General features: G+C 54.8%; 13 protein-coding genes. 4 read left to right on the plus strand and 9 right to left on the minus strand.

Annotation, left to right across the window (positions count from 1 at the left end; translation table 11 throughout):
* The first annotated feature begins 198 nt into the window (after positions 1–198).
* Complete coding sequence (locus EI42_RS26475; protein ID WP_111325652.1) at positions 199–624, plus strand: nitroreductase family deazaflavin-dependent oxidoreductase; 426 nt, start codon at positions 199–201, stop codon at positions 622–624.
* A gap of 1,521 nt (positions 625–2,145) precedes the next feature.
* Here EI42_RS26475 and EI42_RS26480 read toward each other — a convergent pair.
* From EI42_RS26480 to EI42_RS26500, 5 genes are all read right to left on the minus strand, one after another.
* Positions 2,146–3,420 (minus strand): hypothetical protein, encoded by a 1,275-nt coding sequence (locus tag EI42_RS26480; protein WP_111325653.1) that lies wholly within the window; start codon positions 3,418–3,420, stop codon positions 2,146–2,148.
* Positions 3,421–3,442: 22 nt separating this feature from the next.
* Complete coding sequence (asnB, locus tag EI42_RS26485) at positions 3,443–5,206, minus strand: asparagine synthase (glutamine-hydrolyzing) (protein WP_111325654.1); 1,764 nt, start codon at positions 5,204–5,206, stop codon at positions 3,443–3,445.
* A 24-nt stretch (positions 5,207–5,230) separates the two neighbouring features.
* Entirely contained in the window at positions 5,231–6,316 is a 1,086-nt protein-coding gene (locus EI42_RS26490) for a GDSL-type esterase/lipase family protein (protein ID WP_111325655.1), read from the minus strand.
* Between the two features lie 70 nt (positions 6,317–6,386).
* On the minus strand, positions 6,387–7,082 hold the full coding sequence (locus tag EI42_RS26495) for a phytanoyl-CoA dioxygenase family protein (protein WP_111325656.1): 696 nt from the start codon (positions 7,080–7,082) through the stop codon (positions 6,387–6,389).
* 165 nt (positions 7,083–7,247) lie between these two features.
* Positions 7,248–8,501: an MFS transporter gene (locus tag EI42_RS26500; RefSeq protein ID WP_111325657.1), complete on the minus strand. Its 1,254-nt coding sequence runs from the start codon at positions 8,499–8,501 to the stop codon at positions 7,248–7,250.
* Between the two features lie 443 nt (positions 8,502–8,944).
* On the opposite strand from EI42_RS26500, the gene EI42_RS26505 reads away from it, so the two are divergent.
* Genes EI42_RS26505 through EI42_RS26515 form a run of 3 tightly spaced genes read left to right on the plus strand, consistent with a single transcriptional unit; the run spans position 8,945 to position 11,160 of the window.
* Complete coding sequence (locus tag EI42_RS26505; RefSeq protein ID WP_246046458.1) at positions 8,945–9,790, plus strand: carbohydrate ABC transporter permease; 846 nt, start codon at positions 8,945–8,947, stop codon at positions 9,788–9,790.
* Positions 9,787–10,752, plus strand: a complete 966-nt coding sequence (locus tag EI42_RS26510; protein ID WP_111325658.1) for a carbohydrate ABC transporter permease — start codon at positions 9,787–9,789, stop codon at positions 10,750–10,752. The genes EI42_RS26505 and EI42_RS26510 overlap by 4 nt, the downstream gene beginning before the upstream one ends.
* A gap of 21 nt (positions 10,753–10,773) precedes the next feature.
* Positions 10,774–11,160, plus strand: a complete 387-nt coding sequence (locus tag EI42_RS26515) for a PPOX class F420-dependent oxidoreductase (RefSeq protein ID WP_111325659.1) — start codon at positions 10,774–10,776, stop codon at positions 11,158–11,160.
* Here the strand turns inward: EI42_RS26515 and EI42_RS26520 are convergent.
* From EI42_RS26520 to EI42_RS26535, 4 genes are all read right to left on the minus strand, one after another.
* The gene (locus EI42_RS26520; RefSeq protein WP_111325660.1) at positions 11,126–12,652 is read right to left on the minus strand and encodes an amidase; all 1,527 of its coding nucleotides are present in this window, start codon (positions 12,650–12,652) and stop codon (positions 11,126–11,128) included. The two genes, EI42_RS26515 and EI42_RS26520, sit on opposite strands and share 35 nt — an antisense overlap.
* Positions 12,649–13,116 (minus strand): PPOX class F420-dependent oxidoreductase, encoded by a 468-nt coding sequence (locus EI42_RS26525; RefSeq protein ID WP_111325661.1) that lies wholly within the window; start codon positions 13,114–13,116, stop codon positions 12,649–12,651. Before EI42_RS26525 ends, EI42_RS26520 begins: the two co-directional genes overlap by 4 nt.
* Positions 13,117–13,163: 47 nt before the next feature.
* Positions 13,164–13,442 (minus strand): hypothetical protein, encoded by a 279-nt coding sequence (locus EI42_RS26530; protein WP_111325662.1) that lies wholly within the window; start codon positions 13,440–13,442, stop codon positions 13,164–13,166.
* 120 nt (positions 13,443–13,562) lie between these two features.
* Entirely contained in the window at positions 13,563–14,543 is a 981-nt protein-coding gene (locus EI42_RS26535; protein WP_111325663.1) for an aminotransferase class I/II-fold pyridoxal phosphate-dependent enzyme, read from the minus strand.
* Positions 14,544–14,590: the final 47 nt, after the last annotated feature.

A 14,590-nucleotide genomic window follows, 5' to 3' on the forward strand; every position in this document is an offset into this window, starting at 1 on the left:
TTCGACCCATCGAGCTTGTATTCGTAGATCAGCATCCCTTGCTCCTTGTTCGTCCTCACTATCTTCGCGTATCCTAACACAATGATTGTCTTCTGTCAAGCGAAGGGGAACGTTCTGCCTCTGATGGCTTCCTGCGCCATCCATCCCCTTGGCTGAAGCCAGGGGCCTTCTGCCGCTTTTTGGTAAAGGTGAAATCGCATGAGCAGTACATCCTGGAACGAATTGCACAACCGTGTGATCGAGGAGTTTCGCGCAAAGCATGGCAAGGTGAAAGGCCCGGAGGGCGGCGCCCTCATCCTGCTCAACACAAAGGGCGCGAAAACCGGTCAGCCTCGCACCTACCCGCTGATGTCCGTTCCATATGGGGAAAACTATCTTGCTGTTGCCTCCAAAGGCGGGGCCCCGAGCAACCCGCACTGGTACTACAACCTGCTGGCCCATCCCGATGTCACCGTTGAAACCGGCGCCGAAACATTTCCTGCAAAAGCACGTCTGCTGACAGGTGAGGAACGCGACAAGGCCTATGCCCACGCGGCAAGCATTTTTGCGCCCTATGCAGAATATCAGCAGAAAACGACGCGTGTCATTCCCGTATTTCTGCTTGAACGCCAGAAAAACAAGTAAGGCATTGTCCCTGTTTCGTGCAGCAGCATGCTCCGGATTGATACCGCATCCAGCAAGCCACGAGGCAGGGAACACCCTGTTTATGAGATCTCACACCTGCTCCTGTTTCGTCAGATAAGCCAATTTTCCGGTCAAGCAATATCTTAACAAGATTTTAATATATAAATACGCTCACATCTGCTATACTTCATCTGGTATTACCTCCCATCCGGAAAATGCAATTGTTGCTTTGTTAGAAGTCGCTCGGGTGTTCCGGGCGGCTTCTTTCTCTTCGGGAGGATCGCGCTTTTCCTGTTCGCCTGTTTCATGCGCTGCTTTCGCTCACGCTTGCCCATTAAGCGCTATTGTTTTTTTCGTCGATGGAAGCAAAATCTTTCTCTATTCTTTATGCAGCTTCAGACTTTCGCTGCTACAATAGCGACATCACAGAGACGGCCCCGAAAGCTCCCGTCTTCAGAGGGAGAGGAATGGGCCTGCTGCAACAGCTCCAGAAGCGTGTTAAAGAGAGATCAGCAAAGTCTTCCCTTCAAAAATGGTATTTACATCAGAATGCTTGACAAATTCTTCCGATGCTGTATACTACTTCATAGTATACAGCAAAGGCCGATTGCGCCGTGAACTGTTATACGTGGCGAATGGAGAACGCTTCTCGCCCGGTCCTGCCGGACGAGAACGGGGCAGGTGTTCCTTGTCCCTGATGTGTCGGACAAGGAAGCCAAAGCAGCCTTCTTCACAGAGGATTGAACTGCGGTGAAGCCCAGGCACAAGCCTCCCCCTGAAGGAGGTAATTGACCTTTTCTTTTCTCCAATCACCACCATTTCCAAACCAAACAAAGAACGGTGATTCAGCGCTACCCTGTATAGACGGGGTAGCGTTTGCCTGCTTACAGCGAGAAAACAACTGCGTATTGATTAAAAATGAAAAATGCTGTATACTGCTAGTAGGGTTCTCACGAAAGCTGTGCATGTACGTTCTCTCGACATATGCTACATGTATGCACAGCCCTCGGCATGTCTTCTGAGGGAGATACCCGTTCCCTCCTCAGAGCACATGACCATCTACTCATCTTGTTGTTTGTCTCCTCAGTAGACGCTCTTTATGTATGGGTCGGTTCTTCAACCCTGAAGCAACCGAGAGCAAGTATGTAGCATTTTCTGAATGAGTGATCCACTGTCTTCGTTCGGATCGGTGGCCCTGGTGCGACAGGCGAACGAAAAACAGATATCTATACTTTTTCGGCCTTTTATAGCGTCAATATGTATCATCGTTATGTAATGTAAAAAATGTTGTATGTTCAAAATCGGATGTTGTTTTGTTCTCCCACGGAAAGGAAGTGCATATGTTCACCTTTATTCTTCTCTTCTTGCTCCTGCTTATTTTCGTAGGTTCATTTGGCTATATGCTTTACAGCTACGAAACTGAGCTCCGTGCCGAGAAAGCCATAGAAGCAGAAACCGCGAATTAGAAACGCAATGAAATAGCCCGCCCGGCCTTACAGGCTGGAATCGCGGGCTCTTTTTTTAGTCCGGTCGATCGAGGTGCAGCACATCACGCGCAAGCAGGCTCGCCACGCGGTCCGATGGCTTATCCACTGCCCCATAGTGCACACAGGTAAACCCACACGGATTCAGCGCATAGTCATATCCCATGATGCCGCCCGGCAGGCCATCCAGATAGGGATAAAAGTAGCGCGTTGAGGGAAGCTGATACGCCTTCCCCTGCACGCAATGCGTTGCGATCAGCCCCTGATCCCAGATATAGCGAATCGGAATCCCCATCTCCGCGATCCGTGGCACAACCTGTACCATTGTCTCCGCAAGCGCACGCGCCTCCCGCCGACGGCGCAACCAGTACAGCCCCGTGTTAATCTCCCCCGTCCCATGTGCGGGACGCCCCCAGAATGCCTCATATTCCGCGCTATGGTCCTGATCGGGAATGTAGACCAACTGATGACGTTGAAACGCCGTAAGCGCGTCCTGAACCGGCTGTAGCACAAAGATATCGTCATCCATAAAACAGTAGTCAGCAGGCGGATAGAGTGGCCCGATACAGCCCTTCATCACGAACCAGTGACGCAAAGCCAGCTCTACAAGCCGCGTCCCGGCAAGCAGACGAACATGCTCAAGCACCTCATCGGTCGGCACGATCCGGGCAAAGGGGAACAGTTCGGCGAAGCGCCTGCGACTCTGCTCGCTCCATTGATACTCTCCAAAGACAAGCACCTGCGCTGGCTGATAGCCATTCAGCACCATGCTATAGAGTGACAGCGCCGTCCGAAGCGGCGTCCTGCCATCAAAATACATCTTCAACGTCGGGCCATTGGGCTGTTGCAGACGCCGCTCAACCCGTCTCCGCGCTTCGTCGATCCATGTATCATCCTGCCCCACCTGCAGTGCTGCACTCCACTGCCAGCGGCCAGAGCGCTGCCAGTCCGCGACTTCCAGACAGTCCCCGGGCCGCACCTCAAGCGTACAGGAAGCGCCCGTAGCCAGTACGGCCCCATCGCGCCTGATCGTACACGCATGAGATGCCTTCACATGCAGGGTTCCACTCGCACAAAGCCGAAGCTGAAAAACAACATGAAAACCGCGCATCTCTCCCCGATGAGGATAGGAGCCCCAGTAGCGAAGCGAGCCCGCAAAGAAGCGGTTCCAGTCGATCACATACGCAACCTCGTCCTGTATCTCTTGCCAGTCTGGCTGTGGAAGCGTCGGCATCAGTGGCGCATCCCACTCCGGCTGTTCGCCTGGACGCGGCCAGCTACAACGAAGCAGCTCAAATAGCGGTGTGAGCATCCTCTTTTCCTCTCGATCCTCATCACTGAGGCTTTGTCTGCACATTGCCCGATTGCAGCGATTGAAGAAACAGTTCCAGCGTCACAAGCGCCCAGATCATATGGTGAGGGCGGTACGCATCGTGAGGGATCTCTTCCTCGAAATAGCCCTGTAGCAGACGCTCAAGCGCCACAGGCTCAAAGTATCCGCGCCGCCTCAGCCCGTCCAGCAGCAGCGCCTCAACCCACGAGCGCAGTTCCCCTTTCAACCAGATACCAAGCGGCAAAGGGAAGCCACGCTTGTGCTGGTGAATGATGGTCTCGGGCAAATAGGGCTCGGCGATCTTGCGTAGCAGATACTTGTTCATCGAACCGTTCCGTTTGGCCTGTGGAGGCAGCGAAAAGGCATATTCAGCAACACGATGATCCAGAAACGGGACGCGAATCTCAACAGCGGACAGCATGCCCATCTTATCCGCCTTCAGAAGCAGATCATCCACCAACCAGCAGGTACAATCGACATAGAGCATCTGATGCAGCCAATCCCACGAACGCACGGTCGCAGGCAATTGAAGCGGCTCCGGGAGTGCCTCGAATGAGAGAAGCTGCGCCTTCTCTTCCTCGGTGAACAGCACGCCCATCCCCATATAACCGGGACGCGGCTGCGCATAGACCGGATAGCCCGCAAAGAGTTCATCGGCGCCCTCACCCGATAACAGAACCGTCACCCCTGCCTGCTTGATCCAATCACAGAGCAGGTGCAACAACACAGCAGGCGGGTCCGCAATCGGCTCCTCAAGCTGATATAGCGCTTTCGTACAGGCATGCATAAAGAGCTCCGCGTCAACCGGTAATTCTGCGTGCCGTGTGCCCGTTGTTCGGGCAACCAGCCGGCTATAGCGGTGCTCCGAGACGCTCTCTTCAAGCAACGCATTCCCAAAAAAGACAACCGAGAACGTCTGCAAGGGATCCTGACTGGCTCGGGCAGCCATCGCAGTCAACAGGCTCGAATCCAGTCCACCACTGAGCAGCACGCCATATGTCACCTCATCAGCCAAGCGAGCAGTCACCGCCGCCTCTAACAGGGCGCGTCCCCTGACAATCTGCGCTTCTTCGTCATAGGCTATCACCTCTTCTCGAGGATAATCCCAGTAACGCCGCTGCTCAGGCTCATCTACAGCCGAAAAGGTGAGATAACAACCGGGCTGTAGCTTCATGATCTTCTGAAAGATCGTCCGCGGGCCCGGCACAAAGCGGTGCGTCAGATAGCGAGCAAGCGCCTGCAAGGAGAGCTGCGCAAGCTCCGGAAAGCCCGCCAGAAGCGCCTTCAGCTCTGAGGCAAACACCAGCCCGTCCCCGATGCGTGCGTAATAGAGCGGCTTGACCCCGCTTCGATCGCGAACCAGCACGCCACGCTTCGCCAGCCGATCCCAGAACACAAAGGCGAAATCTCCATCAAGCGTCTGAACGCTTTGTATACCCCACTCCTCAAACGCATGCAAGAGCACTTCCGCATCCGTCTGCGAGCGGAAACGATGCTTGCTCAACTGCTTACGGAGCTCCCGGTGATTGTAGATCTCGCCATTGAGCGCCAGCACACAGGTGTCGTCCTCGTTCCAGTGCAGTGGGCTCGCACAGGCCCTATCCACAATTGCCAGGCGACAGAGCGCAATGCCTGCCTCCTCATCGCTATACATCGCCACGCCATCAGGGCCGCGATGCTCGATAGCCGCAAGCATCCGAGCAAGTAGAATCTGTTTCTGTTCGGGTGAGCAGGCACGCGAGTAGATACCAACCAATCCACACATACAGAGGCTCCTTTCCAGCCAGCATTATACTTTTCGAGAGGGAAAGGCGTAGAAAGGAGCAATATGCGTGCAATACCATTCCTCGAAATTCAAGGCGCAGGCACGATAGCCCTCAGCGCCGGGGTGCAACAGGTCACCCTTCTCGGGCAAAAACAGGTGAACATGCTCGGGCCCGAACAGCGTGCGCCCATCCAGGTAGTACACATGCCGATCGCCAGCCTCGCGCAGGATCGCCAGCGCCGTCTGAATCTCCTCCCGGATGCCCTGGAATGAGAGCCCGCCGGGACCGGGGCGCTGTTCCAACGAGGGGGTGTAAATAGGGGATATAACCACAAAAGGCGTTTCTGGATGCTTTTCTCGCACAATCTGAATAAAGCCGATCAGCGCCGAGCGGAAGGAATAGGCATTCAGGCTCCCCCGCTCGTAGATGTTGCCTCCTACACAGATCGTCAGCAGGTCCGCATCCAGATCGCGCATCAGGCGAGCAAACATCACCTGCAAATGGCAGCCATCGCCCATCGCAAGCGAGACCAGATGAAAGCCGCAGCTTCGAGCAAACAGCGCAGGCCAGATCTGCGATGGAGAGGCAGCACCGCGCCCCTGAGTGGTCGAATCGCCAAAGATCAGCCAGCGTGGCCGCGTATCGTGAACAGGTTCCAGCGTGGCCCCGTCGCTGATCTGAAGCGAGCAGAGCCGAAATTGATTGTAGTGTGGCAGCCAGAGCGCCAGCGTCTTTTCTCCGGCTGGCAGATTGAGAAATTGAAAGGAACCGGTATCCCCCTGCTCGATTGTCTCCCACAATATCCCATTGATAGAGAGATCAAGCCGGGGAATTTCCGCCGGTTCGCGGAGCGTCGAGGGTGGCGGGTCGGCTTCAAAGGTGCCCGCAAGCAGCGTCGTATCACTCTTTAAGACGATGCGTACTCCTGAAGGCATCGCCGCCCGACCCACACCCGAAGGGATGCCGGTCTTTCCATAGCCGTTGGGGAAGAAAAGAGGCGCTTCCTGATAGGGGATACGCCACGGGGCGACCCATTGCGGTGTCTTCAGCAACGAGATGCTTCCCTCATAGGTAAGCCGTGGATCATCAGGAGCGATCCGCTGTACCATAGCTCTCCGGTTCCTTTCTCAATGCGAACAACGCGTGCGCTTCTCTCACAACACGTCTTGAAGCGAGAAATCAAGCAGGACGGTTATACTGGAATGTAAATGAGCGGCGGGGCTTGTCTGACAGGTTCTCGGCGGTCTTATGGAGAATCAGGCTATGGAACATCACCGCCGAACCAGGCTCAAGCTCGCAGTAGATGGCCTTCGATACATCAACGCGTTGCTCATCAAGCTGTAACTCATCTCCGTCATGAGGAATCAACCCGAGCTTATGTGAACCGGGGATAAACTGCATACATCCATTCTCTTTTGTTGCAGGATCAATCGCGATCCAGATACTTGTTTCTATCAGGCCACGCTCCGTAAAATAGGCAAGTTCCTGATGCCACGGCTTGACCGATCCAACGCGTGACGGCTTGAACCAGAGCACCGTAGTCGTCACCTGCAAACGCGGGCCAATGATCGCTTGCATCAGCTCGGTAATACGGGGATCTTCGGAAAAGCTTTTAAAAAGAGCAGAATGCGCAATCACGTTATGGACTTTTCGCAGTACACCCTTATAGCTCTTCACACCACCCTGCATCCCGAAAAAGCCGCCTCCAGGCGCTTCAAGGTTGAAGTCGCCAGAACTCTCCTCCCAATCGGCCACCATCGCCTGAAAGCGCTCACATTCAGCGCTCGCCGCTTCCATCTCCTCGCGAGTAAAGAGATGAGGCAGGATGAGATATCCCTGCTCCTGGTACTGTGAGCGTTGTGCTTCTGTCAACATGCCATCACGTCCTTTCTTTGTCAGGCACTCTCTAGAAATACAGCAAGAAACACTTAGACATACAATCTATCTTTTTGCATGTCTTTATTCTCACAAGCAATACTACCATAAAATGGGCAAAATTTCAAAAGATAAATTGAATACCCCAGAGGAGCAGGCAGGCAGCTATAGTACGCTAGCCGCCTGTATTTCCCGCTCCTGAAATCGTGGAGCAAGCAAGAAGAGGCTGGACCCGCCAAACAGCATAATGACCACGCCACACAGCGCAATGCCAGCGGCGGGCGAGAGGTGCGCATACAGCAGGCTTGCACCCATGCTGCCAAGCGAGATCCCTACATTGCTGATGGTCCGTTGCAGGCTGTAGAGTTTGCCGAGGTGTTCAGAGGGGAATTGAGTTTGTAGCAACATCACCAGAATCAGTTCTGCCAGCGAGCCACCAATTGCACCAAGAAACATACTTCCTACAGCCATATATCCCGTTCCAGCCAGCACAAGAAGCAGGAAACTGGCACCCTGAAGAATCTTTCCCAGGTACATCAACAACAGCAGACGCTTCTTCAACACGCCCAGAAAGACGCTGCAAATGTTGCCCAGGCCATACGCGCTGGCGATCATGCCCCACAGCGCAGCGTTCTCATGAAACGTATGCTGCACCCACAGCGGCAACCCGATCATATACGCCGCACTCCATGCAATATTGGTGATGCCAAGCACGATCAGCGACCAGAAGAAGACCGTGTTCTTTCGCGCAAGCGTATAGCCGGTTGCGATATCGCGCCAGAGGTCGAGAAAGAAGGCCTGCTTTTTCGGCGGCTGCTCCTCATGCACCTGCGGAGGCGAGAGCAGGCGCTTCCAGATCAACAGCAGCGAGCCCGCTGATACCACAAAGCTCAGCGCATCGAGCGAGAAGAAGGCGAAGAAGGGAAGAACCGCGAGGATCACCCCGGAGATTGCCGGGCAAATCGTCCTTGCGAGCCGCTTCGTTGTCTCCATGACCCAGTTTGTTTCATACAGTGTCTTGGTGTCTCCTGCCAGCATTGGCAGACTTGCCGTCAGCGCGGGATCAAAGATAGTGCCAAGCAGCTCTATAGCCAGCACCACACAAACAAGCAAGCCTATCTGAACGCCGGTCAGCACCGTCATAATCACAAGGATACCAAGCAAGAGAGCACGAGCAATATCAGTCCAGATGAGCAGTTTTCCCCTATCCACACGATCCGCAATAATCCCACCAAGAGGGCCAAACAGCAAAGCGACAAGCGTCGTTATCCCGAAGATGAAGCCCGCCACGCCGCCTAGCTTCTGTGTTGTCAGCCAGAGGAGCGCCATGCCCGAAAACTGACTGCCGAAGGCTGAAAGCGTCTGACCGCTCCACAGCAGGGCAAGCACAGGCTTCTTCAACGTACGAACGAAAATCATACAATCCTTTCTATCAGTACTTTATGAAAAGAGCAATACTATATATTGTACTGAGCAGTTCAATTGCACAGAAAAAACAGTGAATTCTTTAAATAACATGAATGAGGCATACCCGGAGAGGAAACGCGAAGCACACCACCACACCTCAGCCCTCTCTCTATCTCTTAATCGGCAGAGCAAGCCAGCAATCAAGTTCAGCTATACAAGAGGCTGAGAAGCGCGTTCATACTGCTTAACTGGGATGGACATATCTTTTGCTCATCAAATACGGTATAATAAAGAGAACTCTGGCAGAGACTGGTGTCTGTGGGCACTATTCCCGAGTCGTACCAGAGATGCACAGCCGGGAAAAATTGGCTGAACACGTATAATTGTTCATAGCTTCGTTTCATTGCTTACAAGCGACAAAGCCCTGCACCCCTTCCAGTCGAAAGGAGGAAGAAGTGCGTCATACAACGCTCTACAGGGTATCCACCCGTTTTATCTGGCATATCCTGCTTATTCTCGGCTCGTTTATTATGCTCTATCCGCTGCTCTGGCTGTTCTCCTCTTCATTCAAGCCAGCGGCCTCTATCCAGGATATGAGCTTGCTTCCCCGCTCGCTTACCCTGGACAACTACCGGGCGGGATGGAACGCGCTCCAGTATCCCTTTGGGCTCTTTCTCGGGAACTCTCTGTTTGTCTGCATCGGGGCTGTTGCAGGGAACGTGCTTGCCTGCTCAATGGCGGCATACGCGTTTGCACGTCTTCGCTTTCGGCTCAAACGCGTCTGGTTCGCGCTGATGCTGGTTACCGTTATGTTGCCCTATCACGTGCTTGTTGTACCGCAATATATCCTTTTTCTACATCTTGGTTGGATCAATACATTTCTTCCACTGATTGTCCCGAAGTTTCTGGCCACCGATACCTTCTTTATCTTTCTTCTGGTTCAGTTTATTCGCACGATCCCGCGTGAACTGGACTCCGCCGCCCGTATTGATGGATGTAACGCTTTTCAACTCTACTGGCGCATCATCCTGCCTCTCTCTCTACCCGCGCTGGCAACCACGGCCATTCTCACCTTTATCTGGACATGGAGCGATTTCTTTACGCAGCTTATCTTCTTAAATGACCAGAATACCTATACCATTTCTATAGCGCTTCGGGCTTTTCTTGATAACAGTGGCAATACGGAATATGGGGCGCTCTTCGCGATGTCGGTGCTTTCGCTCATCCCGATTGTCGCCTTCTTTTTCCTCTTCCAGCGCTTCTTGATAAGTGGTATCGCAACGACAGGAATACGAGGATGACATTACCCATTTCACAACAAAAGAGTATCGAGAGCCAGGAGAAAGCTGCCAGGCAGGCACAGAAGAAGAGCGCAGCGGCAAAAAGAGAGAACGTCAGCGGCTATCTGTTCCTGCTTCCCTGGCTGCTCGGGCTCTTCCTGCTGACCATTGGCCCGATCCTTGCATCACTCTATCTCTCCTTTACGCGCTTCGATCTGCTGTCCGCGCCGCAGTGGATCGGACTACAGAATTACCTCACCCTGCCAGGGGATCCCCGCTTTCTGACGGCCCTTCAAGTCACCTTTTCCTATGTTTTTCTCTCGGTGCCGCTCAAGCTGGTTTTTGCACTGCTCCTGGCGCTGGTGCTGAACAAGGGGGTGCGCGGACTCGCCATTTATCGCGCCATCTTCTACATTCCCTCCTTGCTTGGTGGCAGCGTCGCCATCGCGATCCTGTGGCGGCAGATGTTTGGCCCGGGCAGCATTGCCGAGCAGCTCGCCAGCCTGTTTGGCGTACAGCATGCCGGGACCTGGATCTTACACCCACGGCAGGCGCTGCTGACGCTGGTTGCGCTGGCACTCTGGCAGTTCGGCTCACCCATGATTATCTTTCTGGCTGGCTTGCGACAGATCCCGCGTGAGCTCTATGAGGCAGCAGCCGTTGACGGTGCGGGACCGCTCAGGACCTTCTTTCACATCACCATGCCAATGCTCACACCGTTAATCTTTTTCAATATGATCTTGCAGATGATAGCAGCCTTTCAGGCATTCACACCCGCCTTTATCCTGAGTGGAGGAACCGGCGGCGTGCTCGACTCATCGCTATTCTACACGCTCTACATCTACCTTGAGGGCTTTGGAAACTTCCGTATGGGCTACGCCTCTGCGATGGCCTGGATTCTCCTGCTGCTTATCGCCCTCTTTACCGGAATTGCCTTCCTGACCTCACGTCACTGGGTTTTCTATCAGGACGAACAGCATTAGATGCAAGAAAGGATTGTAGTTATGATACCGGAAAGCCACCTCGACCTTGTTCAGAGGCCCATTCTCGCACATCTGGCAACCATTATGGAGGATGGAAGCCCACAGATCACCCCCGTCTGGATCGATTACGACGGCTCTCTGTTGCTTGTTAACACGGCTGCGGGGCGAAAGAAGGAGCGAAATATGCGTGAGCGGCCCGCGGTGGCGCTCGACATTGTTGACCCCGACAACGCCTCACGCAAGCTGATGATCATGGGGCGCGTCATCGAGGCCACCGCCGATGGCACTGAAGAGCATATAGACCGGCTCTCACAGCGCTATCTCGGCGTGCCAACCTATCCCTCACGGGTTCCGGGCGAAACACGGCTGATTGTCAAAATTGAGCCCGAACGTGTGATCGCTCAGTGAGGTGCTCAAAGGCCGCCGCTGCTCGCAACACCAACGCATCCTCACCGCGCCGCCCGACCAGCATCATGCCCACAGGCAATCCATCAATTACGCCACAGGGCACGCTGAGCGCCGGGTGGCCGGTCGCATTAAACGGGCAGGTATTGACCGTCACGGAATTGACCTGTGTAAAGCGCTCTTCTCGCGTTGCTCCGGCCTCGGGCAGCCTGCATGCTCGCATCGGGGTTGTGGGCAGCGCCAGCAGATCGACCTGCTGAAAAAGCGCATCGTAGGCCCGGGTGAGCGCCGGAACACAATTCTGTGCCCTCGCGTAGTATGCACCATGATAGTCTTCATGCAGGTAATGTCCGAGCAAAAGATGCAGCTTCGCGACATCCGACAGGGTGTGTATGCGCTCGCGCTGTCCCCGATCCATTGCGGCAAGCAGCGCAAGCGGAGTGTATCCCTTGCTTGTTGCCGCCCGCCCGCGCTGCACAAAGACAGTCATCCAACCACCCTCAAAATAGAGTGGTGCAAGCAGCGTCACCCCATCGCGATGCAGAGGCAGTGAGACGGCCTCTACTGTGGCGCCAACCTCCCGCAGGCTGAGCGCCGCCTGTTCGACGCAGACATCAACCGCCTCCTCCGAGAGCCCGGGCCAGCCAAACCCTTCACGCAGCAACCCGACACGCAAGCCATCAATCGGCTCCGTCAGACCTGGCAGGCAGGGTGCAAAGGAGACTCCTGACTGTCGGGGGTCAAGCCCGTCCGCGCCCGCGATCACATCGAGTAACAGCGCGACATCAGCCACTGAAGCCGCCATAGGTCCCACATGATCCAGGGTCGGCTCTAGCGGAAAAACACCTGTATAGGGAACCAGACCAAAGGTCGGCTTCAGGCCATAGACGCCACACCACGCGCTCGGCACCCGAATTGAGCCCCCTTGATCGCCTCCAAGCGCCATATCACAGGCCCCGGCCGCAACGAGCGCCGCGCACCCGCTGGAAGAGCCTCCAGCAGAACAGGCAGGCTGACGCGGATTTCGCACCGCCCCCGTATCGGTCGTATGGCTCCCTGCCGAGAAACAGAACTGCTCACAGACGGCCTTTCCGCAGATCTCGCCCCCGGCATCGAGCACCCGTGACACAACGGTCGCATCCTCATCCGGCACATAGTCGCCCAGGAGCGCCGCGCCGACCATCATCGGCACCCCGGCCAGAGCGATTGTATCTTTCAGCGCGATCCGTTTCCCGATCAGTGGTCCCTCGCTCGCTCGCCGCACAGCGCAGGTACAGTACCAGGCATTGTATGGATTCTCGGCCTCAGAAGGGCGCGTAAAGGCCCTGGGCCCCGGGGTAACTGGCGGTGATTGCGTCAGCGCGTCAAACCGGTGATAGGTGGCCAGCGAGCGCCGAATCATCTGACGGAAGAACGCAAGGTCTTCCTCATCCAGCGTCAGGCCGTACAGGTGAGCTATCTCCTGTAAGCGCTGCTCATTCGGCTCTTCAATCATTGCCGGGTCATCCGCCGCTGATAGCGCTCTATTGCCTTCTGCCGCCGCGCCGGAAGCTCATGCGCACCATACCAGGCAGTCACATGTTCTGGCACAATCTTAAACAGAACCCGGACCTCTCCCGGCTCTGTATGGGGGAAATGCGATGTTCCCCGATAGCGCTCTACGAGCCGCTCAAGCTGCTCTACAGCTCCTTCAGTGGTCGCCTCAACGACGCGCCCGCGAATCGCAAGCCAGCGATAGTCATCGTCGGGATCGACCAGTTCAAGCGCCACGCGTGGACGAGCACGCATGTTCTTCGCTTTCTGCCGCTGTTCGGTGGTATTAATGAGAATGTACGTGCCATCATAATCAACCCAGACAGGTGTGGCCTGCGGCCTGCCATCGGGCATCACTGTAGCCAGGTGACCGAGTATCGGACGTTGAAAGAGATCAAGCAAGCTTTCAGGAAGCGCTGTTTCCATAACTGGCTGTTATCCTTTCAGCATTGAGAGATAAGAAAGCGATCAAGCTAGAGATGAGCAAGGTCGATACCATCAAGAGTCTGATGGTACTCGTCGAGCAGACCGGCAGGCATAGGCATAGCATAGTGCACATTGATCTCATGCAGTCGCCGAAAGACCTCCTGCATAGTTTCCATATCCTGCATCAAAATAATACGCAGAAATTTTGCATTCTCTTCATTAAAGGCCCGAGAGGTGGAAAGCTTGACAAAGGCACGACTGGCAACATAGAAATCGAACAGTTCCGCGCCGCTGATCCCGTCCACCGCCTGAAAGCCGGGCGGCACTGCCAGCAGATACTTATACCCGCTTGCCGGAGGATAAATCGACGCTTCGGGCCAACCAAGCGCTTTCCAGGCCTCAAGACTGAAATGGAGAGTCTCCGTAATCGAGCGACTGAGTGCCCGTCATTCCTCGTCCTCGCGGAAGGCCTGTAGCGCCGCGAGAGCCGCATACTGGCAGGGCTCAGGCAACATCACGCTGTATTCAGAATTGTGGATACGTAACGCATTGATCACCTCGGCGTTGCCCGCCACCAGTGCGATGCGCAGGCCCGGTAGGCCAAACTCCTTGCTGAATGAGAGAAGCGTGATCGCCACCTCTTTTGCCCCATCTATCTCAAGAATATTCGGCAAGGAAATGCCAGAAATATGCGCCTGATACCAGCTATCCATGTCATGCACGACGAGCACCTGAAATTGTTTTGCGAACGCAACCACTTCTTCAAAAAAAGCCCGAGTGGCACACACGCCAGTCGGGTTATGCGGGTAATTCAGGTAGAGAAAGCGAATTGTCGGCCGGCCCTCTCGCTCCAGCAAACGAGCAGCCTCTTGAAGGTTCACCAGTCCTGAAACGGGATGAAGCGGGATACGGAGCGGCCTGGCCCCATTGGCAATCGCGATCGTATGAATGGTGCTAATTGCCAGATCGGGTAACAGGAAGCACTCTCCCTGAAAGGTGCGTGAAAGCGCATCAAAGGCCTGGGATGCCCCTGCTGTAATCATCAACTCCTTTTCCATGTCGATATGGACGTTAAAACGGGTGCGCAGGAAGCGCTGCGCCTCCTCCCGAAGCTGAAGCAGACCAAACGATGAGGGATACCAGCGGGCAGTATACGCATAGTCACCCAGAGCCTGTAGCGCCTGTTGTGTCGCGCTATACTGTTGAAAGAACGGGTAGAAAGAATCAGTTCCCAGATCGAGAAATGCTTTTCCTTCCTGTATAGCACGTTGTCTGAGTAATCTTCTGATAACGAGATGTACCTTTTCTGCTTTCCCTGCTTTTCGTCCTGCGATAAGCTGTGGCGAAATCCCGCCGCCAAGCTTCACAGGCGCGAATTCGGGGCTCGAAAAAGGTTGCGTGCGCTCCTCTTTTTCGCCCTCGCGCATGGCTTTTCTCCTTCTCAATCAAAAATGAGGCCAGGAACGTTCTACAA

The sequence above is a fragment of the Thermosporothrix hazakensis genome (assembly GCF_003253565.1).
In the GTDB taxonomy this organism is placed as follows: domain Bacteria; phylum Chloroflexota; class Ktedonobacteria; order Ktedonobacterales; family Ktedonobacteraceae; genus Thermosporothrix; species Thermosporothrix hazakensis.

Excerpts from the sequence above, each read along its gene's own strand:
- EI42_RS26495 (WP_111325656.1), bottom strand. The coding sequence starts at position 7,082 with ATGTTGACAGAAGCACAACGCTCACAGTACCAGGAGCAGGGATATCTC.
- asnB (WP_111325654.1), bottom strand. The coding sequence starts at position 5,206 with ATGTGTGGATTGGTTGGTATCTACTCGCGTGCCTGCTCACCCGAACAG.
- EI42_RS26490 (WP_111325655.1), bottom strand. The coding sequence starts at position 6,316 with ATGGTACAGCGGATCGCTCCTGATGATCCACGGCTTACCTATGAGGGA.
- EI42_RS26500 (WP_111325657.1), bottom strand. The coding sequence starts at position 8,501 with ATGATTTTCGTTCGTACGTTGAAGAAGCCTGTGCTTGCCCTGCTGTGG.
- EI42_RS26480 (WP_111325653.1), bottom strand. The coding sequence starts at position 3,420 with ATGCTCACACCGCTATTTGAGCTGCTTCGTTGTAGCTGGCCGCGTCCA.
- EI42_RS26515 (WP_111325659.1), top strand. The coding sequence starts at position 10,774 with ATGATACCGGAAAGCCACCTCGACCTTGTTCAGAGGCCCATTCTCGCA.
- EI42_RS26535 (WP_111325663.1), bottom strand. The coding sequence starts at position 14,543 with ATGCGCGAGGGCGAAAAAGAGGAGCGCACGCAACCTTTTTCGAGCCCC.
- EI42_RS26525 (WP_111325661.1), bottom strand. The coding sequence starts at position 13,116 with ATGGAAACAGCGCTTCCTGAAAGCTTGCTTGATCTCTTTCAACGTCCG.
- EI42_RS26520 (WP_111325660.1), bottom strand. The coding sequence starts at position 12,652 with ATGATTGAAGAGCCGAATGAGCAGCGCTTACAGGAGATAGCTCACCTG.
- EI42_RS26510 (WP_111325658.1), top strand. The coding sequence starts at position 9,787 with ATGACATTACCCATTTCACAACAAAAGAGTATCGAGAGCCAGGAGAAA.
- EI42_RS26475 (WP_111325652.1), top strand. The coding sequence starts at position 199 with ATGAGCAGTACATCCTGGAACGAATTGCACAACCGTGTGATCGAGGAG.